Source organism: Brachybacterium sp. AOP43-C2-M15 (assembly GCF_052446295.1).
Classification (GTDB): domain Bacteria; phylum Actinomycetota; class Actinomycetes; order Actinomycetales; family Dermabacteraceae; genus Brachybacterium.
The window spans coordinates 42,869-69,205 of the sequence record NZ_JBQSWB010000011.1 but is presented as its reverse complement, the minus strand read 5'-3'; the positions used below and the strand labels follow the sequence as shown (position 1 = coordinate 69,205).

Sequence of the window (26,337 nt, the reverse complement as noted above, 5' to 3'; positions counted from 1 at the left end):
CGTGGACCCGTGCACCTACAGTGGCGTCATGCGGTTCGAGCGGATCTTCGACGACCTCGAGGGCCAGTTCGCGCATCAGCAGCAGGAGGAGATGCGCGCGGTCTCGGAGGAGCTCACACGCGCCGAGCGTGCTCAGCTCACTCTCGCCGATCGGCTCCGAGGAGCCGGCGATGATCCGCTGACGCTCCATCTCGGCCCCTCGCTGAGAGCGACCGGCAGGGTCGAGGAGGTGGGAGTCGCGTGGGTGTCGCTGCGGGAGCGCCGTGGAGGCGGCAGGTCGGTGATCCCGCTGGCAGCGGTCGCCCTCGTCGAGGGTCTGCCCGGCCGGGCGCGCCCTGCCGAGGAGTCGCCGATCTCCTCCCGCAGCCTCGGTTCCGTGCTGCGCGAGATCGCGCGAGATCGCAGCGTGGTGCGGCTGGAGACGACGGCCGGCAGCGTGGTCGGTCGTCTCGCCGCCGTGGGCGCGGACGCGATGGACGTCCGGTCGCTGCCGACGGGGGAGCAGACGGCGGTGCCGGGCACGGCCCGGATCACGGTGGCGATGACGGCGCTGCTGGCAGTGCTCCCGCGCTGAGGGTGCATCGGCACGACGGCACGACGGCACGACGGCACGACGGCACCTCGGGCCTCGGGGCCGTCGGAGCCGGTGGGACGACGCTCCGCGTCAGCCCTTCCCGCCCGCTTTCTCGCGCTCCTGGCGCCGCTCCTGCTCGAGGATGTTCGCCGTGGCCTCGTAGCTGCGCTGGATGTACGACTCGATCTCGGTGGTCTCGACGCGCCACTGGCCCCGGCCGCCGACCTTGATCGCCCGGAGCTCCCCGGACCTCACCAGCGCGTAGGCCTGCGAGGCGGAGATCGAGAGCATCTCCGCGACATCGCTGAGCGGGACGAAACGGGGCGGCATCGACGATCCTTCCGGTCGGGCACACCTGGGACGGCGGGATGTCCACAGTGTCTCATCCTCCCCATTCCCTGTCGTGCCCGCTGTGGACGGCGGTACGTCGGGACGGGCGTCCGCGCCTGTTTTCCACAGAGCTCGCGCTTCCGCCCCCACGGAGGGCCGGGCTGTCGTAATGTCCCGTGACATCGGGCCGCACCGGCCGGATCGAGGGGCAGGAGGATGCAGTGGGGGCAACCGCACCGGTGATGAGGCTGCGCCGACCACGATGGCGGGACCCGCGGCTCATCGTGGGAGTCGTTCTCGTCGTGGCGAGCGTTCTGATGGGGGCCATGCTGGTCACACGGCTGTCGGAGACGACGTCCGTGCTCGTCGCCCGCGCGCCGATCGTCCCGGGGGACCCGATCGACGCCGCCGATCTGGTCGCCGTCGACCTCCGTCTCGGCGAGCAGACCGACCACTACGTCGGCAGTGCGGAGGCGATCCCGGAGGGAGCGGTCGCGACCCGCACGATCCAGGCCGGGGAGATCGTTCCGCTGTCCGCGATCGGTCAGTCCGCGGACGTCCCGCTGCGACCGGTCGTGATCCCCGTCGACGCGACGGTGGCGGAGTCCGTGGTGCCGGGGGCGACGGTCGAGCTCTGGCACACCTCACCGGCCGGGGACGAGACCAGTGCTCATGCGCAGCTGCTGGTCTCCGACGCGGTCGTCCGACGCATCGACGAGGGCAGCTCACTCGGGATGCGCTCGATGTCGGTCGAGGTGCTGGTGCCCGGGGACAGTCTCGAAGCCGTGCTCGAGGTGCTCTCGCAAGGAGAGCGTCTCGACGTGATCGGGGTCCCCGGCGCCCATGGGCTCGCCCCATGATCGACATCGTCCTGTGCGCCTCGGGGAGCGACGAGGTCCGCATCGTCCATGACCTGGCGACGGACGAGCATCGCTCGGCACGCGTCGTGCGCCGCTGCGCCGACCTCGCCGAGACGCTCGCTGTGACCGCCGCGGGGGTCGGCGACGTGGTCCTCATCGACGTGACCGTCCGCGGGCTCGGGCGCGACGCGATCGCGGCGATGATGCGGGACGCGGCGGTGGTCGGCCTGCGACCCGAGGACGCCCCCGAGCGGACAGGGCTCGGGCTGCCGCACGTCCTGCCTTCCGAGGCCCCGATCGAGGAGATCCTCGCCGCGGCCGCCACAGCGGTCAGCGGTGAGCAGGACGATCCCGAGGACCGGGCGCGGCCGGACGAGGAGGCGGTCCCCGCGTCGCCGGGGCGCCTGCTGGTCGTGTGGGGTCCCACGGGCGCGCCCGGCCGCTCGACGATCGCGGCCAACCTGGCCGCCGAGGCCGCCGCGGCCGGCCAGGAGACGATCCTCGTGGACGCGGACACCTACGGTCCTGCGCAGAGCCAGATGCTGGGGGTGCTCGACGAGGCCCCGGGGCTGGTGGCCGCGGCTCGGGCGCAGGATCGCGACGCGCTGGACCCGGAGACGCTGGAGTCGCTCCTCCCGCTGGTCCAGCCCCGACTGCGCCTGCTCAGCGGGATCGGGGTCCCCGCTCGCTGGGCCGAGCTGAGGCGCACCTCGATGGACGGCGTATGGGCCGCGCTCGCGCGCCGGGGCGATCTGGTGATCGCCGATGTCGGTCCGCTGCTGGAGGAGGACGAGGAGCTCAGCTACGACACCGTCGCGCCGCAGCGGAACGCTGCCGCGCTCAGTGCGCTCGACGCCGCGGACGCTGTCGTCGCCGTCGTCACCGCGGACCCCGTGAGCATCACCCGACTGCTGAGGGAGAGCAGTCGGCTCGAGGAGATCGGCGTCCAGGAGCTGCACGTGGTCGTCAACCGGGTGGGGTCGCCGGTGCCGGGGGACCGGGTGCGGGACCTGATCGCCGACAGGATGCCCGTGGCCTCGCTCTCCCTGCTCCCCGACGATCCGGTCTCCTGTCGCACAGCCGCCTGGGACGGCGCGCTGCTGGCCGAGGCCGCGCCCCGGACAGCGCTCAGGCGCGGGCTGCGCGACCTCGCCGCGACCCGCTCGGTGCTGGGACGGGACCTCGGCGCATCGGCCGCTGAGTCGCGGTGAGAGAATCGGCCCCATGAGGATCTACCTGCCGCTGACCGTCCAGGACCGTCCGCGCCTCGAGAGCTCCGCCCGCTCCCTCGACCTCGCCGCGGATCGCGCCGCCTGGGCGGTGACCACCGAGGTGCGCGCGGACAGACCCGGCCAGGACGAGGAGGACCTGGAGTACGACGCGCTGCAGGATGCCGTGCACGTCGCCCTCACCGCGGGCGAGGACTCCGCGAGGGCACTCGTGATCGCCGCGGACGCGCCGGACGGCGCACTCACCGGGGCTCCTCAGGAGGGCGGCGTCTTCGGCGTGTCCCTCCGGGAGGAGGTCCTCGCGAAGATCGCGAGCTTCCACGTCACCGAGCAGGACGCCGCAGCCGCGGCCGCGGACGACACGGATCCCGCGCTGCTGTGGTTCGACGCCTCCGAGGGGCGGGATGCGCTGGCCTTCCTCGACGGCGGCAGCGCGGCCTGACGGCTCGACCGCCTCCCCGCCGCCCGGCGACGGGGGAGCTCGGCCCGGACCGGTCAGTCGGAGGTCGACTCCAGGTAGGCCCGGGCAGAGCGCTCCTCCGCCTGCAGCACCGTGGAGACGTAGGGGACCGCGGCCTTCTCCAGCCGCGGCCCGATGAGCGGGATCTTGGCGACCAGCTCGCCGTCGATCTCGACGCTGCTGCTCCGCTCGCCCGTGGGGGACAGGCGCACCGAGGCCGTGAGTCCTGCCGGGGTGCCCGCCACGTCCAGCCGCATGGTGCCGCTGCGGCTGCCGTCGGGCTCGGTCGCCGACCAGGCCTGCTCCTCGTGGATCGTCACTGAGGAGCCGACGAACGGACGCACCATGTCCGGCACCCGGTCCGTCGGCATCGAGAGCTCGGTGCGGACGGTGAACGCTCCGGAGGGGTCGCCGTCGAGCGTCGACTCCGCCGAGGTGGCGCCGAGCGTGCCACGCCGGATCTCGGTGTACTCCGGGTCTGCGTACATCTCGGCCGCCGCACGAGGCGGAAGCGGCAGGTTCAGTGTCTCGCGAAGCTTCATCGGTGTCCTTCCTCGGAACGTGTCGCGCCCAGCCTAGGGCAGAGCGGTGACGGGAGAGGCCGGGGACCAGCACGATCGTCGCCCGGATGCTGGAGGCCGGCTCCCGGGGCGCCCGTCGGCGGGACGATCGCGAGAAGGCCGCCGCTGACCCCTATCCTGTCCTCATGCCGAGCCTGTCCAAGTTCCTCGCCGACAACAATGGTCTCTCCGAGAAGGAGGCCGACTGGTTGCAGCACCTGATCGGCGACTGGAACCTGCTCGCCGACCTGCTGCGCGCCGACCTGGTCCTCTGGATCCAGGAGGAGGAGTGTCCACTGGCGGTCGCCCATTGCCGCCCCGCCACCGGCCCCACCGTCTACTACGAGGACCCGGTGGGCACCACGTGCGAGGAGGGGGAGGAGGGCACCCAGATCGCCCGCCTGCTGGGCGGCGGTGCGCCCGATCAGCGGCCCACCCCGATCGAGCGCGAGGGCCGGCCCGCGATCGGTGTGCTCGTGCCGGTGCGCCGGAACGGCCGCACCCTCGCCGTGCTGGCCGCGGAGAGTCCCGACAGCGACGGCGTGCCGTCGAACAACGAGACCCATCAGCGTCGACTCGGCGAGCGGCTGATGCGGATGCTGGAGAACGGGGCGTTCCCGATCGAGGGCGCCCCGATCCCGCCGCGCCGCGGCGCGCCGCGGGTCGGTGACGGCGTGGTGGAGCTCGACGAGAACGGTGTCGTGCAGTGGACCTCGCCCAACGCCCGCTCGGCCTTCCACCGCTTCGGCATCGAGGGGGACATGGAGGGCATCACTCTCGCCGAGCTCTCCACCGAGGTGCTGCAGACTCGCAGCCCGGTGGACGAATCGCTCCCGCTGGTGCTGATGGGCCGTGCGGCCTGGCGCTCGGACATGCAGGCCCGCGGCGGCACCCTCTCGCTGCGGGCGGTGCCCCTGACCGCACAGGGGCAGCGCACCGGTGCGGTGATCCTGGTGCGCGACGTGACCGAGCTGCGTCGCCGCGAGCGTGAGCTGATCACCAAGGACGCGACCATCCGCGAGGTCCACCACCGGGTGAAGAACAACCTGCAGACGGTCGCGGCCCTGCTGCGCATGCAGTCGCGGCGGATGAAGACGGACGAGGCGCGCGAGGCGCTCGCGGAGGCGATGCGGAGGGTCTCGACCATCGCGCTCGTCCACGAGTCCCTGCTGCAGGGATCGCAGGAGGCCGTGCACTTCGACGAGGTGGTCGATCGCTGCCTGCGTCTCGCCGTCGATGCCGCGAGCGCGACCGTGCACCGGGCGGGCACGCCGCAGCTGACCGACAGCCAGGTGGAGGTGCGCACGCAGAAGGTGGGGCGGGTGGGATCGATCCGCGCCGAGGAGGCGACGCCGCTCGCGCTGGTGGTCACGGAGCTCGCGACCAACGCCGTCGAGCACGGCCTCTCGGAGACCGGGGGCACCCTCACCATCCGCAGCGAGCGCACCGGCTCCCATCTCATCATCGCCATCGAGGACGACGGCGAGGGCATGGGATCGGCGAAGCCGACGGGCCTCGGCACGAACATCGCCCTGACCCTGGTGCAGGGGCAGCTGGGCGGCACGCTCTTCTGGGAGGACAGGCCCGAGGGCGGGACACGGGCGACGGTCGACGTCTACCTGGATCCGCTCACCCTGTGAACGGGGACCCTGCAGGCCCGGGAGGCGGGGTGAGGCAGGGAGAGGGCGTCAGCCGGCGCGACGGGCGCGGGCGTTGCGACGCTTGAGGGAGCGGCGCTCATCCTCGGACAGGCCGCCCCAGACGCCGGAGTCCTGGCCGGTCTCGAGCGCGAACTTGAGGCACGCCGTCATGACGTCGCACTTCTGGCACACCGCCTTCGCCTCCTGGATCTGCGTGATCGCCGGTCCGGTGTTCCCGATGGGGAAGAACAGCTCGGGATCATGGTTGAGGCACTCGGCACGGTGGCGCCAGTCCATCGTCACTCTCTCTTTCCAGGACGCCACGCCCCGCCCCGTGGGGCATGACGCGGCGAGGGTCGCTCCCCTGAGGGGCGTTCTCGGGTCTCCGGCTCGTCGGACGGGCTCCGAGGCGTGAGCTCCCGGGTGTCCGTCGGTGCGACGTGCCGTGCTCCATTGTTCTGGGCGGCCGGGTGAGTGGACAAGGGCCTGGATGAGCAAGCCTGGTGGCACTTCCCACACCGCTCGACGTCGGGCACCGATGCCCGTGATGCCGGGCACGAAGCCGTTGCATCCCGCTCGAGAAAGTGCGATCGGGCGCCGCGATGATCGTCCGTGCGACGGCACGTGCGGCCTCCCACCGCGGCTCGTGCCGCGCCCCGCAGGGCGTCGGCCGGGAGGGCGCCCTGCCGATACAGTGCCTCCATGCCCACCGCACCCCGTTCCTCCGCCCGCGGCTCCTCACCGACCCGTGAGGCAGACGCCGAGGACCCCGGTCCCCGCACCCGTCCGACCGCAGCGGTCCTGCTGGGCATCGAGGCCCTGATGCTCGCGGCCGCGGCGACGTACTGCTTCGTGGCGGTCTCCGGAGGGGGACTGGACGTCCGCCTGGGCACGGGCCTGGGGATCTTCCTGGTGCTGTTCGCGCTCGCGCTCGCCCTGGCCTCGCGCTCGATCCTGGCCAGGGGACGCTTCGGCCTGGGCTTCGGCATCACCTGGCAGATGTTCCAGGCGCTGGTGGGCGCGAGCCTTCTGCGCGGGGCCCTGTACTGGCAGGGCGGTCTCGCTCTCCTCCTCGCCATCGCGCTGTTCGTGCTCCTGACGCGCCTGGTGCGCTCCACCCCCCTGCCCGGCGGGGACTGAGCGGCTGCTCTCGCAACGCCCGCCCCGCCGGGAGGTGGTTCAGTCGGCGTCCGCGAGTGCCGCCGCCGGGGCGGTGCGCGCGGCGGCCCGGCCCGGCAGCACCGAGGCCAGCGCCCCTGCGACCACGGCCAGACCCAGCACCAGGCCGAGCTGACCCCAGGGGATCGTGATCGTGACCGGATAGGTCGAGCCCAGCAGGGCGTTGATCCCGAGCACCCCGTACAGGCTGCCGAGCACGAGGCCCAGCACTGCGCCGACCACGGCCAGCAGCACGCCCTCCCAGCCGAGCATCGCCCGCATCTGCCGACGTGTGGTGCCCAGCGCTCGCAGCAGGGCGTTCTCCCCGGTGCGCTCGATGACCCCGAGGCTGAGCGTGTTGGCCACCCCGACCAGCGCCACCAGGACCGCGACCGCGAGCAGGGCGAGGGTGATGCCCAGCAGGATGTCGAGGATCTGCCCGTAGGCCTCCCGCTCCGCGCCTCCCGCCTCGACCGTGGCGTCGACGAAGCCGTCCTCGGCGGTCACCTCGTCGACGGCGCTGATGAGCCCGTAGACGTCGGTGCCCTCGCGCTCGGCAGTGCCGGGATCGGCGAAGTCGGCCAGCACGGCGGGGGTCGCGCCCTCACCGACCAGCTGCTCGAGGGTCGTGGGGGTGACCAGGGACATCTGCAGGTTCGCATCGACCCTCACCTCCAGCTCGTGCGCCGTGCCGTCGGGCCCGTCGATCTCGAGCACCTGGCCGTCCTCGACGCCGAACCGTTCGGCGCGCTCCTGGCCCAGCATCACCTCGCCGTCCGTCAGCTCGTCGGCCATCTCGGGTCGGTGGGAGGTCTCGCGGATCATCTCCGGGGTCGCGGAGTGCACGGTCATCGGCTCCGGCACCCCCACGTCGATGTCACCGCGCGCCGAGGCATGGGCGGAGTCGACGCCGGGGATCGCGGCGATCTCGTCGACGGCGTCCTCGGGCATTTCCTCGGCGGAGACGACCAGGTCGATCGGGCGGCGCGAGTCGAGCTCGGAGGTGAGCGTCGCCTCGGCCGTCCGGGCGCCGACGGCCATCATCGTCATCAGCGTGGTGCCGATGAGGAGGGCGGCGATGGTGGCGGCGCTGCGCCGCGGGTTGCGGGCCACGTTGGCGCCCGCGATCCGGGCGGGGAGCCCTCCGACAGCACCCACGAGACGGGCCGCGAGGGCGGAGAGCGGACGCGTGAGCACCACCAGGGTCAGCAGCACGCCGCTGAAGCTGAGCACCCCGCCGAACATCGCGGCGAGGATACCTGCCCCCGCGCTGTCGTTCAGGGCGAGGGCGGTGCCGCCGCCCATCGCAGCGACTCCCAGGACCACGGCGAGCAGCCCCAGGACTCCGCGGGCGCCGAGGCCGCGGCGAGCGGCGGGCGGCGCCGGTCGCAGCGCCTGCAGCGGCGCGACACAGGTGGCCGAGCGCATCGGGGCGAGGCTCGCGCCCAGGGTGATGAGGACCCCGGCGAGCAGGGGCAGCAGCGCGGAGGCGGCACTGATCGGGACCACCATCACGCCCTCCAGCCACCCCAGACCGGCGGCGCCCACGAGCGCGAGCTGCGCCAGCAGGTGCCCTCCGAGCATCCCGAGCCCGGCGCCGAGCAGACCCACCAGCAGAGACTCCCGCAGCACCACGCCGCGCACCTGGGAGCGGGTCGCCCCCAGGGTGCGCAGCAGCGCGAGGGAGCGGGTGCGCTGGGCGAGGGTCACCGCGAAGGTGTTCGCGATGACCACGGCGCTGGTGAACAGTGCGATGACCACGAACACGGCGAGCATCATGCCGAGCGCCGAGAACCCGCGCAGGAGGGAGTCGGCCGCCTCCTGCTCGGCCTCGTCGACGGTGCGCACGTCGAGGTCGCCGGCGGCGGCGTCGGCGACGTCGGCGACCGCTGCGGGATCGGTGCCGGCGGGGACGCTCGCGAGCCAGGTCTCGGTGGCGGTGCCCGCGCCGGGGCCCAGCAGCGTCTCCGCGTTCGCCTCGTCGAGGAGGACCCGCGGGGTGCCGCCGAAGACGGCCCCCTCCGCGGCGTCGGCGATGCCGACGACTCGCAGGGTGACGTCCTGCTGCTCGGGAGCGGACTCGGCGGGCAGGGTGACGGCGTCGCCGAGGCCCACCTCGAGGGCGTCGGCCGCGCCGCGGTCCAGCACGATCTCCGTGGCGTCCTCTGCGCGGACCCCCTCGACGAGGCTCTGCGATCCGCGATCGCCCGGCGGCAGCACGGCCGCCGAGAGGAAGGCCTCGCCGCGCGTCGACTCGAGAGGGAGGTAGTTCTCGACCTGTGGCCAGACCGACTCGGCGCCCTCCACCTCCGGGGCGGCCAGCGGTTCCTCGGAGGCCCGCTCCTGGTCGCTGAGCGGCCGGGTGATCTCGAGGTCCGCGCCGTCGTACAGCTGGGCGGCCTGCGAGCGCAGCGAGTCCTGCACGAGGTTCCCCGCCAGGATCATGACGGCGACGAAGGCGCAGGACAGTGCGATGGTGATGACCGCGGCGAGGTGGCGCCGCAGCGGGGTGAGCTTCACGGGCGTGCGGGCCATCAGCGCTTCCCCCGCAGCAGCTCGTCGCTCGCGATCCGTCCGTCGGCGAGGGTGATGATGCGGTCGGCGCGCTCGGCGGCGTCGCGCTCGTGGGTGACCATGACGACCGTCTGGCCGAACTCGTCGACGGAGAGACGGAGGAAGTCCAGCACCTCCTCGGTGGTGCGGGAGTCGAGGTTCCCGGTCGGCTCGTCGGCGAACACCACGGCAGGCGAGGTGACCAGGGCGCGGGCAATCGCGACCCGTTGCACCTGGCCGCCGGAGAGCTGCGAGGGGAGGTGGTCCAGACGGTCGGTGATGCCGAACGCCTCGGTGATCGTCTCGAACCAGGCTCGGTCCACCCGGGTCCCGGCGAGCTCGAGCGGCAGCAGGATGTTCTGCTCGGCGCTGAGCATCGGCAGCAGGTTGAAGGACTGGAACACGAAGCCGATCCGCTCCCGGCGGAGGCGGGTCAGCGCATCATCGCCCATCCCGGTGATCTCGGTGCCGTCGATCTCGATCGTTCCGGCGTCGACCTCGTCGAGCCCTGCGAGCACGTGGAGAAGGGTCGACTTCCCGGAGCCGGAGGGTCCCATGATCGCGGTGAAGGCGCCGCGGGCGATGTCGAGGTCGACCGCGTCCAGCGCGGTGACGGTCCCGGCGCCGGTCCCGTAGGTGCGGGTGATGCCGAGAGCGAGGAGAGCGGGGGAGGCGCCGTCCGTGGGGGACGGGGCGGCGGCCAGAGGGGCGGTGGTCATCGAGGGTCCTTCGTCCGGGGTGCTGAGGTCGTCCCCGATGCTTCCGCCTCCTGCCCCTCCGTGTCGTCACCCCGTGGTCGGGTGGTGCGCGGCGAGGGTCGCGCTCCCGGGCGGGTCCCGTCATACCAGGGTCTGACACCGGCGGCGGTGCCCGGTGAGCGGCGCGTGACGGGTGACGGGCACCGGTCAGCGCAAGCCGGTCAGCGCGCCGTTCAGCGCGCGCCGGGGGCGACCAGACCGGTCTCGAAGGCGATGATCACGGCCTGCACCCGGTCCCGGGCGTCGAGCTTGGCCAGCACCCGCCCCACGTGCGTCTTCACGGTCGCCTCGGCCACGAACAGCTCCGCGCCGATCTCCTTGTTGGAGAAGCCCCGCCCCATCAGGGTCAGCACCTCGAGCTCGCGCTCGGTGAGGGACCCCAGGACCGCGGTGTCCTGCTGCTCCGGCTCAGGTGCGCTGATCACCCGCTCCAGGAGCCGACGCGTGGCCGAGGGGGCGATCACGGCGTCCCCGCGATGCACGGTGCGGATCGCCCCGAGCAGGTCCTCGGGCTGGGCGTCCTTGAGCAGGAACCCGCTGGCGCCGGCCCGGATCGCCGCGACCACGTACTCGTCGAGGTCGAAGGTGGTCAGCACGATGATCTTCGGTGCCCGCCCCTCCGCCGCCCGGGCGAGGATCTCGGCGGTGGCCTCGATGCCGTCCATGCGGGGCATGCGCACGTCCATGAGCACCACGTCGACCGTGCGGGCCCGCAGCTCCTCGACGGCGGCGGCGCCGTCGGAGGCCTGGGTGATGACCTCCATGTCGTCCTGCGAGTCGATGACCATCGCGAAGCCGGCGCGCACCAGCGGCTGGTCGTCGACCAGGGCGATGCGCAGCGGGCGGTCCAGCGGATCGGTCATCGGGAATCTCCTTCGAGGGGGCGGGTCGGTGCATGTGCCGGGGAGGCGGGGTGGGCCGCGGGCGTCCCCGCCGGTGGAACGGGAAGGGCTGGCGCCTCGGCCGACGGACCGGACGGCGGTGCCGCCTGCCGCAGCGGCACGGTCGCGAGCACCCGGAAGCCGCGGGACGGCAGCGGACCCGCCTGCAGGGTGCCGCCGAACACGGACATCCTCTCGCGCATCCCGGTCAGCCCGTGCCCCTGCCCGTCGGAGGCGGGGTCCACGCCCTGGCCGTCGTCCAGGACCTCGACGGTGACCTGCTGGTCGTCACGCAGGATCCGCACCGCGGCCGAGGCGTCGGGACCGGCATGCTTGAGCACGTTGGTGAGCGACTCCTGCACGAGGCGGAACAGGGACATGCCGAGAGCCTGCGGGAGGTCCTCGAGGGAGCTCCCGAGGTCGAGGTCGACGTCGAGGCCGGCGGCCCGCACCCGCTCCACGAGGTCGGGGAGCATCTCGGGCCCCGGCTGCGGTCCGAAGCTGGTCTCGTCCTCCTGGCGCAGCACGCCGAGCAGCGAGCGCATGTCCGCCAGCGCCGCGCGGCCGGTCGTGCCGATGGTGCCCAGCACCTCGCCGGCCTTCTCCGGCTTCTGCGCGGCGACGAAGCGGCCCCCGTCGGCCTGCGCGATGATCACCGAGAGGGAGTGGGCGACCACGTCGTGCATCTCGCGGGCGATGCGGGCGCGCTCGTCGGCGACGGCCAGGGCCGTGCGCTGCTCACGTTCTCGCACCGCCTGCTCGGCGCGCTCGCGGACCAGGACCAGCTGACGCACCCGGGCGCGCTGCAGGTTCGCGAGCGCCCAGATCGCGACGATGGTGATGCTGCCGATGACGCACAGGCCGACGAAGCTGGCCAGGGCCTGGAGCGGACCTCCGTACTCGCTCCGCAGCGCGTCGATGCCCCAGAAGGTGGCCTGGGTGAGCACGCCGAGCATCCCGGCGGCGACACCGATCGCGTGCACGGCGGTGGTCCCGTAGGCGACGGCGCAGAACATGGCGTAGAAGGTCATCACGTCGCCGAGCACCACCGGCACGTTGACGAGCACGTGCAGCACCGCGAGGGCGCCCATCACGACGACGCCGATCAGCGGCCGCACACGGCACAGCGCGCCGGCGGCGACCATCGGCACCGAGAACAGCGTCCACCAGCCGTAGGAGCCGGTGACCAGGGCGAAGACGGCGATCGCGGCGGCGGCGGCGCCGAAGCCGATCAGGTCGACGGTGCCGGGATTCTCGATGATCCAGCGGAACGGGTCGGCGCGGCCGGCGCGCCGCGGGGGCGTCTCCGGTCGGGTCTCGGGTCCGTTCGTCATGGTCACGAGGGTACGGCGGGGAGGGCCCCGGGCGCGTCAGACCGCGGTCGGATCCGGGCACGGCCTTCAGAGCAGGGTCTGCGGTCCCTCGAGCAGTTCGGGACCGTCGTTGCCGACCTTGCCGACGGCCGGGTCCACCTCGCGCAGGGCGAGCGTGGCGTCGTCCAGCAGGTGCTCGTCCCCGAGGATCCACTCCTGGGCGGCATGGCGGTCGTCCATGCCGGTGTCGAGCCAGGTGTCGATCTCCTCGCGGCGCAGCATCACCGGGGTGCGGTCGTGGATCTCGGCGAGCTCCCCGGTGGCCTCGCGGGTGATGATCGTCGCCGAGAGCAGGAAGGCGCCGTCCGCGCTCGCGGCCGGGCCCTCGTGGCCGCCCGGTCCCTTCCACCAGGAGACCAGCGCCGCCATGTACAGCCGGGAGCCGTCGGCCGGGGCGATGAAGAACGGCTGCTTGCGCGTGCCCTTCGCGTCGCGCCCCCACTCGTAGTAGCCGTCCATCGGCACGATCGCCCGGTATCTCCCCAGGCTGCCGCGGAAGCTCGGCTTCTCGCCGAGGGTCTCGCGGCGCGCGTTGAAGGTGCGCGAGGAGAACGCTTCGTCTTTCGCGAACGGGGGCAGCAGCCCCCAGCGAGCCACCCGAAGGGCCCGCAGCACCTCGCCGGTCTCCTTGTCGATCGACTCGGTGACCACGTGGATCGGCGCGGTGGGCGGGATGTTCCACCGGCTGCGCAGACGCGGGTCCTCGAGGTCGACCGCGCCGAGATCGTCCAGCAGCGGGTCGATCTCCTGGAAGAACGCGAAGCGCCCGCACATCTCAGGAGCTCGTGCCGTCGCGGTCCGCGTCCGCCGGGTCGGTGGCCGCGCCGGCGGAGCCACCTTCCGTGGTCGTCGTGTCCTGGTCGGTCCCGACGGCGGGCACGCCGTGGCGCGGGGTGAGGCGGGCGTCCTCGCCGAGGTAGGCCTCGGAGTCGTGGTGGAGGTTCTGCAGGCGGATGTCCCGGCCCTCGTCCACGATCTTCTCGCGCTTGGAGTCGGCCTTCTCGGCGCCGGCGTCGTCGCGCATCGGCAGTGCCAGGGTCTCCTCGGCGGGCTTGCCGGCCACGAGCTCGCGGGCCCGCTCGTACTCCGCGTCGACCAGAGCGCCCATGATGATCACGATGTTCATGACCCACAGGGCGAAGAGCACGGCCATGATGCCGCCGATGGCGCCGTAGCTGGAGTAGCCGGCGACGGTGCCCATGTAGATCGACAGCGCCACCGCGGCGACGCCGATCCCGAGGATCGCGAACACACCGCCGGGGGAGATGAAGCGGAAGGGCTTGCGGATGTTCGGGGCGCCCCAGTACAGCAGGGAGATGAGGGCGAAGGCGATGAGCAGGATGACCGGCCACTTGACCCATGCCCAGATCGGCAGGAAGGAGTTCATGAGGAAGGACAGCGCGCCCTCCGCGCCGATGCTGGAGGCGATCGGGCCCAGCAGGCCGTCCACGATGGACTCGCTCAGCAGCACCGAGATCATCACCAACAGGATCCCCAGGATCATCGCCAGGGTCAGGGCGAGCATCGTCCCGTTCATGCGGATCGGTCCGCGCCCCTCGGGCACTTCGTAGACCGAGTTCGAGACCCGGGAGTAGGCCTTGATGTACGCCGAGGCCGACCACAGCGCGGTCGCGATGCCGATGATCAGCGCCACGGTGCCGCCGGTCGCGGAGCCCATGAGCGACTCGACGGTGTCCCGGACCGGTCCTTCCGCGTCGAGGTCGCTGTCGCCGGCGGCCGAGTTGATGAGGTCGACGAGCAGATCGGCGATCTGGTCCTTGATCCCCGCCAGCAGCAGGGTCGCGAGGGAAAACAGGGCCAGCAGCGTCGGTGCGATCGAGAGCACCATGAAGTAGGTGAGCTTCGCGGCGTGGTCGGTGCCGCCGTGGCGCGTGAACTCGGCGATCACGCGCTTGGCCATGTACTTCAGCGTGGTGCCGTCCAGCGAGGGGGCGTCGTCGCCCGGTGCGGTGGAGGAGGAGGCCATGAGGAAGCTCCTGGGTGTCGGGATGGCTCACGGACACCCGTCATCCTGCCATGGGTGCGAGGTGTGAGCGCGGTCGATGCCGCCTGGGAGCAGATCCGTCGCAGCCGCCGCACCAGGGCGGGAGCGGCCCGGGCGAGTTGTCCACAATTCTGCGGAGCGGGGGCGGGACGCCGCGAATCCCCCTACAGTGTCGGGAATGACGCGACGTGCGTCACATTCTGTCGAGGACGAGGGACCGGTCGGTCGGGGGCCGGGAGGGGATCGGATGGACGCCGCCACCATCATCGAGAGCGAATCGCGCGAGCTGATCCGCCGCCGCGGGCTGGACGCCCGCGCCGACCAGCTCGAGCCCCTGATCCGCGAGGTGGTCGCCGACTACGACCGTCGCTCCTCCTCCGGCGAGGTGCCGGTTCTGCGCGATGACGACGACACGATGGTCGCTGCGGTCGCCGCGAGGATCGGAGGCTTCGGACCGCTGCAGGAGATGCTGGACGACCCGAGCATCGAGGAGATCTGGCTGAACTCTCCCTCCCAGGTGTTCGCGGCGAGGAACGGTCGCAGCGAACTGACCACCATCGTGCTCAGCGACCTGGAGGTCCGGGGGATCGTCGAGCGGATGCTCGTCTCCAGCGGTCGGCGCCTCGACATGTCCAGCCCCTTCGTGGACGCCCTGCTGCCGGACGGCTCCCGGCTCCACGTGGTCATTCCCAGCGTGACCCGACAGCACTGGGCGATCAACATCCGCAAGTTCGTGGCCAAGGCGTACGACCTCGAAGGCCTGGTCGCCCTCGGATCCCTCACCCAGCAGGCCGCGGATTTCCTCGACGCGGCGATCGCCTCCGGTCTCAACGTCGTCGCCAGTGGAGCGACCGGCGCTGGAAAGACAACCTTCCTGCGCTGTCTCGCCCGATCCGTCGGCGCCCGCGAACGGGTGGTCACGATCGAGGAGGTCTTCGAGCTGAACCTCGCGCTGCGGGACGTGGTCGCGATGCAGACGCGTCAGGCGAACCTCGAGGGGACCGGCGAGATCTCGATGCGCCGCCTGGTCAAGGAGGCGCTGCGCATGCGCCCCAGCCGCATCATCGTCGGCGAGGTCCGCGAAGCCGAGTCGCTGGACATGCTGATCGCGCTGAACAGCGGCCTGCCGGGTCTGGCCAGCATCCACGCGAACTCGGCCCGGGACGCGGTCACGAAGCTGTGCACTCTGCCGCTGCTGGCCGGGGAGAACGTCTCCAGCCGCTTCGTGGTGCCCACGGTCGCCAGCGCGATCGACCTCGTGGTCCACCTGGACATGCTCGCCGACGGGCGACGGCGGGTGCGGGAGATCGTCGGGCTCAGCGGCCGGGTGGAGGAGGACGTCATCGAGGTCTCCGACATCTTCTCCCTGCACGGCGAGCGCCTGGTGCGCGGCGACGGCCATCCACCGCACCCGGAGCGCTTCGCCCGGGGCGGTCACGACCTGACCGAGCTGCTGGGCAGGGCGGTCGCCGCATGAGCGGCGGCGCCTTCCTGGGCCTCGTCGCCGGGCTCGGTCTGCTCTCCATCTGGTGGTCCCTGTGGGAGCAGGAGGGCCAACCCGCAAGGAGCGGTGCCGTCCAGCGGTGGATGGACCGGCTGCGCGACGACCTGATCAAGGTCGGGCTGGACACCGTCCCGCCCGCCGCGGTCCCCGCGCTCAGCGTGGGCCTCGGGGTGCTGGTCTCCGCCTCGCTGTGGGCGATCTCCAGCGCGGTCATCCCCTCGTTCGCCATCGGACTGGCCGCCTCGATCCTGCCGGTGCTCGTCCTGCGCTCCGCCGCCCGTCGGCGAGCCACGGCCATGCGGGAGGTCTGGCCGGAGGCGGTGGACCACATCAACTCCGCGATCCGCGCGGGGCTGTCCCTCCCCGAGGCCCTGGTCCAGCTCAGCAGCAAGGGACCGGAGGAGCTGCGCCCCGCCTTCGCGGAGTTCGCCCTGGATTACCAGGCCAGCGGGGACTTCGCCACCTGCCTGGACCGTCTGAAGGTTCGTCTGGCCGATCCCGTGGGAGATCGCATCGTCGAGGCGCTGCGGATCACTCGGGACGTGGGCGGCACCGATCTGGGTGGTCTGCTGCGCACCCTCTCGGCGTTCCTGCGCGAGGACGCCCGGACGCGGGCCGAGCTGGAGGCGAGACAGTCCTGGACCGTCAACGCGGCCCGACTCGCCCTCGCCGCCCCGTGGATCGTGCTGGGGCTCATGGCGACGCGCCCCCAGGCCGCGCAGGCCTATGACTCGACGACCGGTCTGATCCTGGTGGTGGTCGGGGCGGCCGTCTCCCTCCTGGCCTACCGGGTCATGCTGCTGATCGCCCGGCTTCCCCAGGACGAGAGGGTCCTGCGATGACCGGCTCGGGAACGATCCTCGCGGGCGCGGCCCTCGGTCTGGTGCTCGGCATCGGACTCGCTCTGCTCGCCGGAGGGCTGCCGTGGCTCCGCTCGCGGGATCTCGCGGCTCGGATCGACCCGTACCTGCGACGCTCACGCTCGACGTCCCTCTTCGCCGCTCCGCGGACCAGCAGCCGGATCCGCATCGTGCTCGAGAACCTGATGGGCCCGGTCGCGGTGCGCACGGTCGGAGTGCTCGAGCGGCTCACCGGTGGTGCCGATCAACTCGAACGTCGTCTCCGACTGGCCGGTCGGCGCTCCTCGACGGACTCCTTCCGCATCGAACAGGTGATCTTCGGAGCCGTCGGGCTCGTCCTCGGGGTGGTGGTCGCGGTGCTCGCGATCTCCGTGCGCGACGCGAGCGTGCTGCTGGGGCTGTTCCTGGTGGCCCTGGGCGCGCTTGGCGGAGTCCTCCTGCGCGACTATCTCCTGGGCGTCGAGATCACCCGACGCGCTGCGCGGATGGCGCGGGAGTTCCCGACCGTTGCGGACCTCCTGGCGCTCGCCGTCGCGGCGGGGGAGAGCCCGATCGCGGCGATGGAGCGCGTGGCGAGGACCTCCTCCGGAGCGCTGCCCGACGAGTTCGCCGCGACCGTCGCCGACATCCGGGCGGGCACGAGCGTCTCGCAGGCGCTCGCCTCCCTCGGCACGCGGACCCCGCTGAACTCCCTCGGCCGTTTCGGCGAAGGGGTCTCGATCGCGATCGAACGCGGCACGCCCCTCGCCGATGTGCTCCGTGCGCAGGCCCAGGACGCCCGTGAGGAGTCCAAGCGGAACCTCATGGAGACCGCGGGACAGCGGGAGATCTTCATGCTCGTTCCTGTCGTGTTCTTCGTCCTGCCGCTGGTGATCGTCTTCGCGATCTTCCCCGGCCTCGCCGTCCTGGAGATCTCCCTGTGACCCCCGACCGCCCACGACCCTCTGCCCACCTCCGTACCGACCACCGCACACCCACCCTCCCGGCGACAGCGCCGGGAACGACGCCGAGGAGGCCGTCATGACTGTCCACCGCTCCCGACTCCACCGTGTCCCGGTCCACCCCCGCGGGCGAGGTCCGGCGCATCTCTCGCTCTCCGCCGGGAGGTCGACCTCCCTCCTGCCGACCCTCCGGGCGCGACTGGCCTCCGACCGTGGGGACGTGCCCGGCTGGGTGCTCATCACGCTCATGACCGCCGGGATCTTGGTCGCCCTGTGGGCCGTCGCCTCGGAGCAGATCGTGCAGATCTTCCAGAACGCGATGGCACCGTTCCTCGGCGGAAGCCTCTGAGCCGCCCGACGACCCCCGATGCCATGACCTCCGTGCCCAACGTGTGCCGAGGAACGACGGCCTGCCCGAGGGCGGCGGCCCGTGCGCTCCTCGACTCCCGGCGTCCCCGGGCCCGGCATCGAGGGCACCCGCGCGGACTGCGCCGACGCCTGGGCGCGGAGGACGGCGCCGCAGTGGCCGAGTTCCCGATGGTGGCCGTCCTGATCATCATGATCGCCGTGCTGATCATCCAAGCGGCGCTCATCGTGCACACCCGCAATACCCTCGTGGACGCCGCGGTGCAGGGAGCCCACCACGCCTCGCTGGTCGGCTCCGGCCCGCAGGACGGTGCCGTGCGGGCGGAGCAGCTGATCTCCGAACGCTTCGGTGAGCATCTCGATGCCGAGGCCACCGCCGTCCAGGAGCCCGACGGCACCATCCGGGTGCAGGTCAGCGCGCGGCTGCCTCTCCTGGGCCTGTACGGGCCCGCCGAGGGGATCACGGTGCAGGGCCGCGCGGTGGACGAGGAGTCCTGGTGAGCGCCGCACGGAGTACTCGCGGGCCCCGTCGAGCCCGCCACCGGCTCGGCGACGAGGACGGCAACGCCCTGGTCGAGTTCGTGGTGCTCTCCGCCGCCCTGCTGATCCCGTGCCTCTATCTCGTCCTCACCCTCGGCAACGTCCAGGCGGCCGTGTTCGCCGCCGACACCATCTCCCGCGACGTGGCCCGGATCCACGCGACCGAGTCCGATCCGGGACTCGCCGCGGTCCGCTCGGCGCGGCACGCGGAGATGGTGCTCGAGGACCACGGCCTGAGCGCGGAGGACGTCGTGGTGATCAGCTGCACGCACGATCCGTGCGCGACCTCGGGCGGAACCGTCACCGCACAGGTGAGGATCCCGGTCCCGATCCCCGGCCTCGGGCCGATCCTGGGCCAGGACGGACCCGTGACCGTCGGCGCCTCGCACGCCGTGCCCGTGGACCGTTACCGAGCGGGCGCCTGATGTCGGTTCCTCACCTCGAACGATGCCAGGGCCCGGGTCCCCGCAGGATCGCCGACGCCTCCCCGTCGAACGGCCGCAGCGCTCTGCACGCGCGTCTCGCCGACGCACGGGGCTCCATGACGATCCTCACCACCGGCGTGCTGGTGGTGATCCTCATGGTCATCGCCGTCGGCACCGCGATCACCGGCGTGCAGCTCGAGCGCACCGGTCTCCAGCACGCCGCGGACAGTGCCGCGCTCGCCGCCGCACAGGCGGTGGACGGCGCCCGGCTCTACGAGGGCGGGGACGGCCCCGTGATCCATCCGGCCTCCGCACGCGCCGCGGCCGAGGAGCACCTGCGCACCTACCCGCACGACACCACCAGCACCGAGGGCATCCATCTCGAGGAGGTCACGGTGGATCCCGACGGCACCGTCCACGTCATCCTCTCCGCCCGCACGCATCCGCCGCTGGCGGGCTGGTTCACCCGCGGGACGGGCCTGTCGATCCCGCTGACCGTCACCGGCGAGGCCCGTGCCCGGTGAGCCGACTCCGCACCGAGTCGGTGCGCTCGGCGAGCCGCAGGCCCGTACCGCATGCCCGGGCCACAGGCTCGCACCTCAGCCCGCGCCGTGGGCCCCGACGGAAGTGTCGGATCCCACGGCGCGGTGATCATCAGCGCCTGAGGTGGGATCGGGTGAGCCCGGAGCCCACCGCCGTTCAGACGGCGGCCGGCACCAGGGCGAGGTGGTCGATCACCGCGGCGGTGACGTCCTTCGTGGTCGCGGTGCCGCCCACGTCCGGGGTCAGCACGCCGCGGCGGGTGGTCTCCTCGATCGCGCGCTGGATCGCCCGCGCCTCCTCGGCCAGGCCGAGATGGTCGAGCATGAGCGAGGCCGAGCCGATCGCCCCGAGCGGGTTGGCGATGCCCTTCCCGGCGATATCCGGGGCGGAGCCGTGGACCGGCTCGAACATCGAGGGGAAGCGCCGCTCCGGGTTCAGGTTCGCACTCGAGGCGAGGCCCAGGCTGCCGGCGAGCGCCGAGCCGAGATCGGAGAGTACGTCGGCGTGGAGGTTCGAGGCGACGACCACGTCGAGGTCCTCCGGCTTCAGCACGAACTTCGCCGCCATCGCATCGACCAGCACGGACTCCGTGGTCACCTCCGGATAGTCGGCGGCGACCCGGTCGAAGACGTCGTCCCACAGCACCATCCCGTGCTGCTGCGCATTGGACTTCGTGACCTTCGAGAGCTTGCGGCGCGGCCGGGTCATCGCCAGCTCGAAGGCGAAGCGGATGATCCGCTCGCTGCCGTACTCGCTGAACACGGCCGACTGGACGGAGAACTCCTGGTGGTCGGGACGCCCGGCGAAGTTGCGCCCTCCGAAGCCGGAGTACTCGCCCTCGGAGTTCTCCCGCACCACGATCCAGTCGAGGTCGCGACGCTCACCGTCCCGCAGCGGCGGGGTGATGCCGGGCAGGAACTGCACGGGACGGATGTTCGCCCACTGGTCGAAGCCCTGGCACAGCGCCAGGCGCAGTCCCCACAGGCTCACGTGGTCCGGGACCGTCGGCCAGCCGACCGCGCCGAAGAAGATGGCGTCCTTCTGCGCGACCTGTTCGCGGCCGTCCTCGGGCATCATTACGCCGTGACGGGCGTGATACTCGCTGCCCCAGTCGAACTCCGACCAGGTCACCGAGAAGCGGCCGCCGGATGCCTTCGCGAGCGCGTCCACCACCTCGCGGCCGGCGGCGACCACGTCGTGGCCGATGCCGTCGGCCGGGATCGCGGCGATGTCGAAGGCGCGCGGCGCCTCGGTCGTCGGGGCCGACGGGGGAGCGGGGAAGCGGGACGTGGTCTGCATGGTGGCCTCCTGAGGTCGGATCGATGCAGGTGCAGTGGGACCAGTGGACCCCCGCTCCGGACATCACGTCCAAGACCAATCGTCGAACACTGCGATAGGCCACGGCTATGTGTCCGGGACTGTGCCATGGGGGCGCTTCTCAGGTCGTGGACTCCCGCGCTGCGCTGTCCGATGTCGCACAGCCAGGTGTCGCGCTGTCCGGTGTCGCGTCCTGCCGCTCAGCCGCTGGGTCCTGCGGCTGCTCCCGCTCCGTCCGCGAGAGCTCCTCGGCAAGGGTGACGAAGGCCGCGGACGCCGCCGTGAGGTCACCCCGTCGGTGCACCAGGTGCACCTGGAGCGCCGTCGTCGGCTCGATCGTCCGCACCGTGCACCCGGCCAGTCGCGCCATCCGCGTCCAGGAGGAGGGCATCACCGAATGCCCGACGCCGGCCAGCACCAGCGGCAGCAGCGAGGTGCGGTGCGAGACCTCCGCGACCACGCGGATGTCGTTGCCGTCGGCGAGAGCATCGTCGACGAGCTGGCGCATGAGGCTACCTCGCGGGGAGATCACGACGTCGATCCCCGCGAGGTCCTCCCGGCCGACGACCCCGCTCTCCGCACCGGCCGTCCCCGGCGGCGAGATCAGCACCAGGGGCTGCGGGGCGAAGGGGATCACTCCCAGGTCCGCCGTGGCCGGCCGGCCGGCCGCACCGAGCAGGCCCACCTCGGTCTCGCCGCCGCTCACGCTCGCGACCACCTCCTGCGGCGTGAAGGCCGCCGAGGCGCGGAGATCCAGCCCAGGGTGGTGCGCCCGCAGCATCTCGGTCAGGGTGGTCAGCGGCTCGATGCCGGGGGAGGGCATCGCGCAGACGTCCACCGTGCCCACCGCGAGCTCGCGCGAGGAGCGGGCGGCGTCGCGCGCCGCCTGCAGGGAGCGCACGGCGCGCCGTGCAGGGCCGACCAGCTGCTCGCCGGCGCCCGTCAATCGCACCCCGCGGCCGAGCCGGTGGAACAGCTCCACCCCGAGCTCCCGCTCGAGGCGACGGATCGCCTGCGAAAGAGAGGGCTGCGCGATGTGCAGCGCCTCTGCGGCGCGGGCGAAGCCGCCGTGGTCCACGATCCCGAGGAAGTGCTCCAGGTGCCTGACGTCCATCTCTCTCCTCCTCGTTCGGATCCCGCCTTGCCTGTCGAGGCGAGCGCACGGCGGCGGTGCCCGTGAGCTGCGCCACAGCGATGATAGGCCTCGCCTATGCATCCGAGAGCAAGAACGTCTTGGACGTGAACTCCCGGGCCGCTCGATAGTGGCCGGACCGCGTGACGAAGGAGTTCGTGATGGCACAGACGCCGACCGCCAAGACCGCCGCCCCCGGCGGGCCCCGCCCGGACGGGAACGTCCCCAAGGGCGCTCCCGAGCCCACCGCCGCGGATACCCCGGTGCCCGGGCGCCGCACCGACGTCGAGCGGGTGCTGCTGGGCGGGAAGACCTACCGCAGCCTGTCCGAGCAGCGCCTCAGCCCCGCCGAGGAGCGGGTCGAGAAGTTCCGCCGCACGTCCGGATTCGTGCTCGCGCCGCTGGTCGCGCTCGCGATCTGGTTCCTGCCCCTGCCGCTGCCCGAGGTGCAGCAGCATCTCGCCGCGGTCATCCTCGGCGTGGTGGTGCTGTGGTTCTGCGAGACCGTCCCGATCCCCGTCGGCGGCCTCATCGGCGTGGCCGCGATCGTGCTCACCGGCATCGCACCGGCCGGGGACGTGCTCGCGCCCTTCGGCTCCACCACGATCTTCACCTTCATCGGCGCCTTCATCCTCGCCCAGGCCATGCTCAAGCACGGCGTCGCCCAGCGTCTCGCCTTCTGGGTCCTGGCCCTGCCCGGCGTCGGCACCTCCACCGTCCGCGTGATCATCGCCTTCGGCCTGATCACCTGCGTGCTCTCCGCCTTCGTCTCCAACACCGCCACCGTCGCGATGCTGATGCCGACGGCGCTCGGGATCCTCGCCGTCATCGCCAAGCTCATGCAGGACAAGGGCCTGGTCACCGAGGACTTCGATCCGATGCGCCTGCGGGTCAGCACCGCGCTGATGCTCATGCTCGCCTACGGGGCGAGCGTCGGCGGGCTGATGACCCCGGTCGGTGCCCCGCCGAACCTCATCGGGCGCGGCCTGATCGAGGAGTTCACCGGCGAACGGATCAGCTTCGCCCAGTGGGTCCTCGCCGCCCTCCCGATCGGCCTGGGCATGTTCGTGGTCCTCGCCCTGGTGCTGCTGCTCCTGAACCGGCCCGAGGTGCGCCGCATCGACGGGGTCGGGGAGTACGTCGCCGAGAAGCGCCGCGAGCTCGGCCCGATGAGCAGGGCCGAGAAGAACACCGTCCTCGCTTTCACCCTCACCATCGCTCTGTGGTTCGCGCCCTCGGTCGCATCCCTCGTCCTCGGCACCGACCACGCCGTCACCGTGCTGCTGGACGACCGCCTGAACGAGGGCGTCGTCGCCGTGCTCGGCGCCGCCCTGCTGTTCGTGCTGCCCACGCGCTGGAAGGAGCGCGAGGCGACGCTCGCCTGGTCGGATGCGGCGCGCATCGACTGGGGCACGATCCTGCTGTTCGGCACGGGGATGATCTTCGGGGCGATGCTCTCCGACAGCGGCCTGGCCGAATCCCTCGGCGCGGCCCTGTCCCACCTGCCCGGCGCCTCGAACGCTGTCGTGCTCACCGCGATCGCGGTGGCGCTGGCGATCCTCATCTCCGAGACCACCTCGAACACGGCCGCGGCCGCGGTGATCGTCCCGATCGTGGTGCCGCTCGCACTCGCCACCGGGGTCGATCCGATCGTGCCGGCGCTCGCCGCGACCTTCGCCGCGTCCTTCGGATTCATGCTCCCGGTCTCCACGCCGCAGAACGCGATCGTCTACGGCTCCGGATGCGTGCCCATCACTAGGATGGTGCGCACCGGAGTGACATTCGACATCATCGGAGGGACGCTCATCGTGCTCCTGCTCCCGCTCACCGCCGCCCTCGTGGGGATCGGCGCATGACCCGCCTGCTGATCGCCCCCGACAAGTTCAAGGGCTCCCTCACCGCCGCCGAGGTCGTCGCCGCCCTCTCCCGCGGCCTCGCCGAGACCGCTCCGGACGCCGAGATCACGGCCTGCCCCATCGCCGACGGCGGGGACGGCACGGTCGACGCGGCGCTCGCCGCCGGCGCGACCGCGCAGCCCGCGACGATCACCGGCCCGACCGGCGAAGTGCGCGAGATCGTCTGGGCTCTCGAGGACGACACCGCCGTGCTCGAGCTGGCCGACGCCGTGGGCCTCAAGGCCCTGCCCGGCGGGGACCTCGCACCCCGGGACGCGTCCTCCCGCGGGCTCGGCGAGCTGATCCTCGCCGCCGTCCGCGCGGGCGCCCGCGAGATCGTCGTCGGCCTCGGCGGCAGCGCCTCCACCGACGCCGGCGCGGGCCTCCTGCAGGCCCTCGGCGCACGCCTTCTGGACGCCGAGGGGAAGGACATCGCCCCCGGCCTCGCCGGCCTGGAGACCCTGGCGAGCGTGGATCTCGCACCCGCCCGCGAGGCTCTCGAGGGGGCCGTGCTGATCGCCGCGAACGACGTCGCGAACCCGCTGCTCGGGGACGACGGGGCGGCCGCCGTCTACGGCCCGCAGAAGGGCCTCGACGCAGAGGCCGTCACCCTCGCCGACCGCACCCTCGCCGCCGCCGCGGCGCTCCTGGACCCGAGCGGTGCGGCATCCCGCGCCGAGGGCGCCGGGGCCGCCGGCGGCGTCGGCTTCGCCCTGCTGCTGCTCGGGGCGACCCAGCGCTCGGGCGCCGACGTCGTGCTCGAGCTCGCCGACTTCGACGCGCGCCTGGCCGGCGCGGACCTCGTCGTGACGGGGGAGGGGAAGCTCGACGCCCAGACCCTCCAGGGCAAGGGGCCCGCCGAGGTCGCCCGCCGTGCCGCCGCCGCCGGCCTGCCAGTCCTCGCCGTCGCCGGCGCCGTGACCCTCACCGGCGAGGAGCTCGCGGGCGCCGGGATCATCGGCGCCTTCGACCTCCTCTCCCGCGCCGCGGACGTCGAGGACGCGATCGCCCGCGGGGAGCAGCTGCTGGAGGAGGTGGGCCGTGATATCGGACGCTCGCTGCCCGCCCTCCTCGGCGAGCACCGCGGGCCCAGCCCCCTGCCGTAGACTCCCACGTCGTGGCTTCCATCGACTTCTCCGCAGAGATCCCCCAGCTCCGCTCGACCCTGTCCTCGATCGAGCAGGTGACGGACATCGAGGCGCTCGACGCCAAGATCGCCGATCTCGAGCAGCAGGCCTCCGCCCAGGACCTCTGGGACGACGTGGACAACGCCCAGAAGGTCTCCGCTGCGCTCTCGCACGCGCAGTCCGAGCGCCGCCGCATCAGCGAGCTGTCCTCCCGCATCGAGGACCTCGAGGTGATGGTCGAGCTCGCCGCCGAGGAGGACGATGCCGACACCCTCACCGAGGCCGAGAACGAGCTGGTGTCCATCCACCGGACCCTCGACGAGCTCGAGGTGCGCACCCTGCTGTCCGGCGAGTACGACGAGCGCGACGCGGTGGTCACCATCCGCGCCGGCGCCGGCGGTGTGGACGCCGCGGACTTCTCCGAGATGCTCATGCGCATGTACCTGCGCTGGGCCGAGCGCCACGGTTACGCCACCAAGGTGATGGACACCTCCTACGCCGAGGAGGCCGGGCTGAAGTCCGTGACCTTCGAGGTCTCCGCCCCCTTCGCCTACGGCACCCTGTCCGTCGAGGGCGGCACCCACCGCCTGGTGCGCATCAGCCCCTTCGACAACCAGGGCCGGCGCCAGACCTCCTTCGCCGCGGTCGAGGTGATCCCGCTGATCGAGTCCACCGACTCCATCGAGATCCCCGAGAACGAGCTCAAGGTGGACGTGTTCCGCTCCTCCGGCCCGGGAGGCCAGTCCGTGAACACCACGGACTCCGCGGTGCGCATGACCCACCTCCCCACCGGCACCGTGGTCTCGATGCAGGACGAGAAGTCCCAGATCCAGAACCGCGCTGCGGCGCTGAGGGTCATGCAGTCGCGCCTGCTGCTGCTGAAGAAGGCCGAGGAGGCCGCTGAGCGCAAGGAGCTCGCCGGCGACGTCAAGGCCAGCTGGGGCGACCAGATGCGCTCCTACGTGCTGAACCCGTACCAGATGGTCAAGGACCTGCGCACCGAGTACCAGGAGGGCAACCCCTCCTCGGTGTTCGACGGCGAGATCGACGAGTTCATCGACGCCGGCATCCGCTGGCGCGCCGAGCAGGGCAAGTCCCAGGACTGAGCATCTCCCTCGCTGCGGCGGCCCGGTGCCGGCGCGGCATCCCCCCGGCGCACCATCCCCTCGGCGCAGCAGGTCGCCGCCGCAGCGGGCCCCCGTGTCGGGCCGGGGCCGACCCGCGAGCGCGGACGACGCGCGGACGACGTGACCAGCGGCACCCGTCCTTGACCAGGTTTTGACCAGGTCTCTGTCCACAGCTTCGG

Annotated in this window: 27 protein-coding genes; 16 read left to right on the top strand and 11 right to left on the bottom strand. The window is 72.3% G+C overall.

Translation table 11 applies throughout. The features are described from left to right. Window positions 1-28 precede the first annotated feature (28 nt). Complete coding sequence (locus ACT3SP_RS13320) at window positions 29-574, top strand: hypothetical protein (RefSeq protein ID WP_444587782.1); 546 nt, start codon at window positions 29-31, stop codon at window positions 572-574. Between the two features lie 90 nt (window positions 575-664). Here the strand turns inward: ACT3SP_RS13320 and ACT3SP_RS13315 are convergent, their stop codons facing one another. Then, a complete protein-coding gene (locus tag ACT3SP_RS13315; protein WP_444587781.1) occupies window positions 665-904 on the bottom strand; it encodes a helix-turn-helix domain-containing protein in 240 nt (79 codons plus the stop codon). A gap of 326 nt (window positions 905-1,230) precedes the next feature. Here ACT3SP_RS13315 and ACT3SP_RS13310 point away from each other — a divergent pair, with 326 nt between their 5' ends. The 3 genes from ACT3SP_RS13310 to ACT3SP_RS13300 are packed head-to-tail and all read left to right on the top strand — an operon-like array spanning window position 1,231 to window position 3,435. After that, window positions 1,231-1,764, top strand: a complete 534-nt coding sequence (locus ACT3SP_RS13310; RefSeq protein WP_444587780.1) for an SAF domain-containing protein — start codon at window positions 1,231-1,233, stop codon at window positions 1,762-1,764. Then, window positions 1,761-2,975 (top strand): AAA family ATPase, encoded by a 1,215-nt coding sequence (locus ACT3SP_RS13305; RefSeq protein WP_444587779.1) that lies wholly within the window; start codon window positions 1,761-1,763, stop codon window positions 2,973-2,975. Before ACT3SP_RS13310 ends, ACT3SP_RS13305 begins: the two co-directional genes overlap by 4 nt. A 13-nt stretch (window positions 2,976-2,988) precedes the next feature. After that, window positions 2,989-3,435, top strand: coding sequence for a DUF6912 family protein (locus ACT3SP_RS13300; protein ID WP_444587778.1), 447 nt, complete (start codon window positions 2,989-2,991; stop codon window positions 3,433-3,435). A gap of 53 nt (window positions 3,436-3,488) precedes the next feature. Here the strand turns inward: ACT3SP_RS13300 and ACT3SP_RS13295 are convergent, their stop codons facing one another. Next, window positions 3,489-3,995, bottom strand: a complete 507-nt coding sequence (locus tag ACT3SP_RS13295; protein ID WP_444587777.1) for a DUF2505 domain-containing protein — start codon at window positions 3,993-3,995, stop codon at window positions 3,489-3,491. A 164-nt stretch (window positions 3,996-4,159) separates the two neighbouring features. Here ACT3SP_RS13295 and ACT3SP_RS13290 point away from each other — a divergent pair, with 164 nt between their 5' ends. Then, window positions 4,160-5,653 (top strand): sensor histidine kinase, encoded by a 1,494-nt coding sequence (locus ACT3SP_RS13290; RefSeq protein ID WP_444587776.1) that lies wholly within the window; start codon window positions 4,160-4,162, stop codon window positions 5,651-5,653. Between the two features lie 48 nt (window positions 5,654-5,701). Here the strand turns inward: ACT3SP_RS13290 and ACT3SP_RS13285 are convergent, their stop codons facing one another. After that, window positions 5,702-5,950 carry a WhiB family transcriptional regulator gene (locus tag ACT3SP_RS13285; protein ID WP_031307255.1) on the bottom strand — a complete coding sequence of 83 codons (249 nt, stop codon included), beginning with the start codon at window positions 5,948-5,950 and terminating at the stop codon, window positions 5,702-5,704. A 405-nt stretch (window positions 5,951-6,355) separates the two neighbouring features. Between ACT3SP_RS13285 and ACT3SP_RS13280 the strand changes: the two genes are divergently transcribed. Further along, complete coding sequence (locus ACT3SP_RS13280) at window positions 6,356-6,793, top strand: hypothetical protein (RefSeq protein WP_444587775.1); 438 nt, start codon at window positions 6,356-6,358, stop codon at window positions 6,791-6,793. 39 nt (window positions 6,794-6,832) lie between these two features. Here the strand turns inward: ACT3SP_RS13280 and ACT3SP_RS13275 are convergent, their stop codons facing one another. From ACT3SP_RS13275 to ACT3SP_RS13250, 6 genes are all read right to left on the bottom strand, one after another. Further along, a complete protein-coding gene (locus ACT3SP_RS13275; protein WP_444587774.1) occupies window positions 6,833-9,346 on the bottom strand; it encodes an ABC transporter permease in 2,514 nt (837 codons plus the stop codon). Next, on the bottom strand, window positions 9,346-10,083 hold the full coding sequence (locus ACT3SP_RS13270; RefSeq protein WP_444587773.1) for an ABC transporter ATP-binding protein: 738 nt from the start codon (window positions 10,081-10,083) through the stop codon (window positions 9,346-9,348). Before ACT3SP_RS13270 ends, ACT3SP_RS13275 begins: the two co-directional genes overlap by 1 nt. A gap of 212 nt (window positions 10,084-10,295) precedes the next feature. Further along, on the bottom strand, window positions 10,296-10,985 hold the full coding sequence (locus tag ACT3SP_RS13265; protein WP_444587772.1) for a response regulator: 690 nt from the start codon (window positions 10,983-10,985) through the stop codon (window positions 10,296-10,298). Continuing rightward, a complete protein-coding gene (locus tag ACT3SP_RS13260) occupies window positions 10,982-12,337 on the bottom strand; it encodes a sensor histidine kinase (RefSeq protein WP_444587771.1) in 1,356 nt (451 codons plus the stop codon). The genes ACT3SP_RS13265 and ACT3SP_RS13260 overlap by 4 nt, the downstream gene beginning before the upstream one ends. A 66-nt stretch (window positions 12,338-12,403) precedes the next feature. Then, on the bottom strand, window positions 12,404-13,150 hold the full coding sequence (locus tag ACT3SP_RS13255; RefSeq protein WP_444587770.1) for an SOS response-associated peptidase: 747 nt from the start codon (window positions 13,148-13,150) through the stop codon (window positions 12,404-12,406). Between the two features lies 1 nt (window position 13,151). Continuing rightward, the gene (locus tag ACT3SP_RS13250) at window positions 13,152-14,363 is read right to left on the bottom strand and encodes a YihY/virulence factor BrkB family protein (protein WP_444587769.1); all 1,212 of its coding nucleotides are present in this window, start codon (window positions 14,361-14,363) and stop codon (window positions 13,152-13,154) included. Window positions 14,364-14,628: 265 nt separating this feature from the next. Here ACT3SP_RS13250 and ACT3SP_RS13245 point away from each other — a divergent pair, with 265 nt between their 5' ends. From ACT3SP_RS13245 to ACT3SP_RS13215, 7 genes are all read left to right on the top strand, one after another. Continuing rightward, window positions 14,629-15,858 (top strand): CpaF family protein, encoded by a 1,230-nt coding sequence (locus ACT3SP_RS13245; RefSeq protein ID WP_444587768.1) that lies wholly within the window; start codon window positions 14,629-14,631, stop codon window positions 15,856-15,858. Beyond that, complete coding sequence (locus ACT3SP_RS13240) at window positions 15,855-16,727, top strand: type II secretion system F family protein (RefSeq protein ID WP_444587767.1); 873 nt, start codon at window positions 15,855-15,857, stop codon at window positions 16,725-16,727. Before ACT3SP_RS13245 ends, ACT3SP_RS13240 begins: the two co-directional genes overlap by 4 nt. Then, window positions 16,724-17,668, top strand: a complete 945-nt coding sequence (locus ACT3SP_RS13235; protein ID WP_444587766.1) for a type II secretion system F family protein — start codon at window positions 16,724-16,726, stop codon at window positions 17,666-17,668. Before ACT3SP_RS13240 ends, ACT3SP_RS13235 begins: the two co-directional genes overlap by 4 nt. A 97-nt stretch (window positions 17,669-17,765) precedes the next feature. Next, complete coding sequence (locus ACT3SP_RS13230) at window positions 17,766-18,035, top strand: hypothetical protein (protein ID WP_444587765.1); 270 nt, start codon at window positions 17,766-17,768, stop codon at window positions 18,033-18,035. Window positions 18,036-18,208: 173 nt separating this feature from the next. Then, on the top strand, window positions 18,209-18,553 hold the full coding sequence (locus ACT3SP_RS13225; protein WP_444587764.1) for a TadE family protein: 345 nt from the start codon (window positions 18,209-18,211) through the stop codon (window positions 18,551-18,553). Further along, entirely contained in the window at window positions 18,550-19,017 is a 468-nt protein-coding gene (locus tag ACT3SP_RS13220; protein ID WP_444587763.1) for a TadE/TadG family type IV pilus assembly protein, read from the top strand. Before ACT3SP_RS13225 ends, ACT3SP_RS13220 begins: the two co-directional genes overlap by 4 nt. A 116-nt stretch (window positions 19,018-19,133) precedes the next feature. Beyond that, a complete protein-coding gene (locus tag ACT3SP_RS13215; protein ID WP_444587762.1) occupies window positions 19,134-19,541 on the top strand; it encodes a pilus assembly protein TadG-related protein in 408 nt (135 codons plus the stop codon). A 175-nt stretch (window positions 19,542-19,716) separates the two neighbouring features. Here ACT3SP_RS13215 and ACT3SP_RS13210 read toward each other — a convergent pair whose 3' ends face one another. Next, the gene (locus tag ACT3SP_RS13210) at window positions 19,717-20,859 is read right to left on the bottom strand and encodes a tartrate dehydrogenase (protein WP_444587761.1); all 1,143 of its coding nucleotides are present in this window, start codon (window positions 20,857-20,859) and stop codon (window positions 19,717-19,719) included. Window positions 20,860-20,998: 139 nt separating this feature from the next. Further along, window positions 20,999-21,991, bottom strand: a complete 993-nt coding sequence (locus ACT3SP_RS13205) for a LysR family transcriptional regulator (protein ID WP_444587760.1) — start codon at window positions 21,989-21,991, stop codon at window positions 20,999-21,001. A gap of 179 nt (window positions 21,992-22,170) precedes the next feature. Between ACT3SP_RS13205 and ACT3SP_RS13200 the strand changes: the two genes are divergently transcribed. Genes ACT3SP_RS13200 through prfB form a run of 3 tightly spaced genes read left to right on the top strand, consistent with a single transcriptional unit; the run spans window position 22,171 to window position 26,137 of the window. After that, window positions 22,171-23,865: an SLC13 family permease gene (locus ACT3SP_RS13200; protein ID WP_444587759.1), complete on the top strand. Its 1,695-nt coding sequence runs from the start codon at window positions 22,171-22,173 to the stop codon at window positions 23,863-23,865. Then, the gene (locus ACT3SP_RS13195) at window positions 23,862-25,010 is read left to right on the top strand and encodes a glycerate kinase family protein (protein WP_444587758.1); all 1,149 of its coding nucleotides are present in this window, start codon (window positions 23,862-23,864) and stop codon (window positions 25,008-25,010) included. Before ACT3SP_RS13200 ends, ACT3SP_RS13195 begins: the two co-directional genes overlap by 4 nt. Before the next feature lie 11 nt (window positions 25,011-25,021). Beyond that, window positions 25,022-26,137 (top strand): peptide chain release factor 2, encoded by a 1,116-nt coding sequence (prfB, locus tag ACT3SP_RS13190; protein WP_444587757.1) that lies wholly within the window; start codon window positions 25,022-25,024, stop codon window positions 26,135-26,137. The last annotated feature ends 200 nt before the right edge of the window (window positions 26,138-26,337 follow it).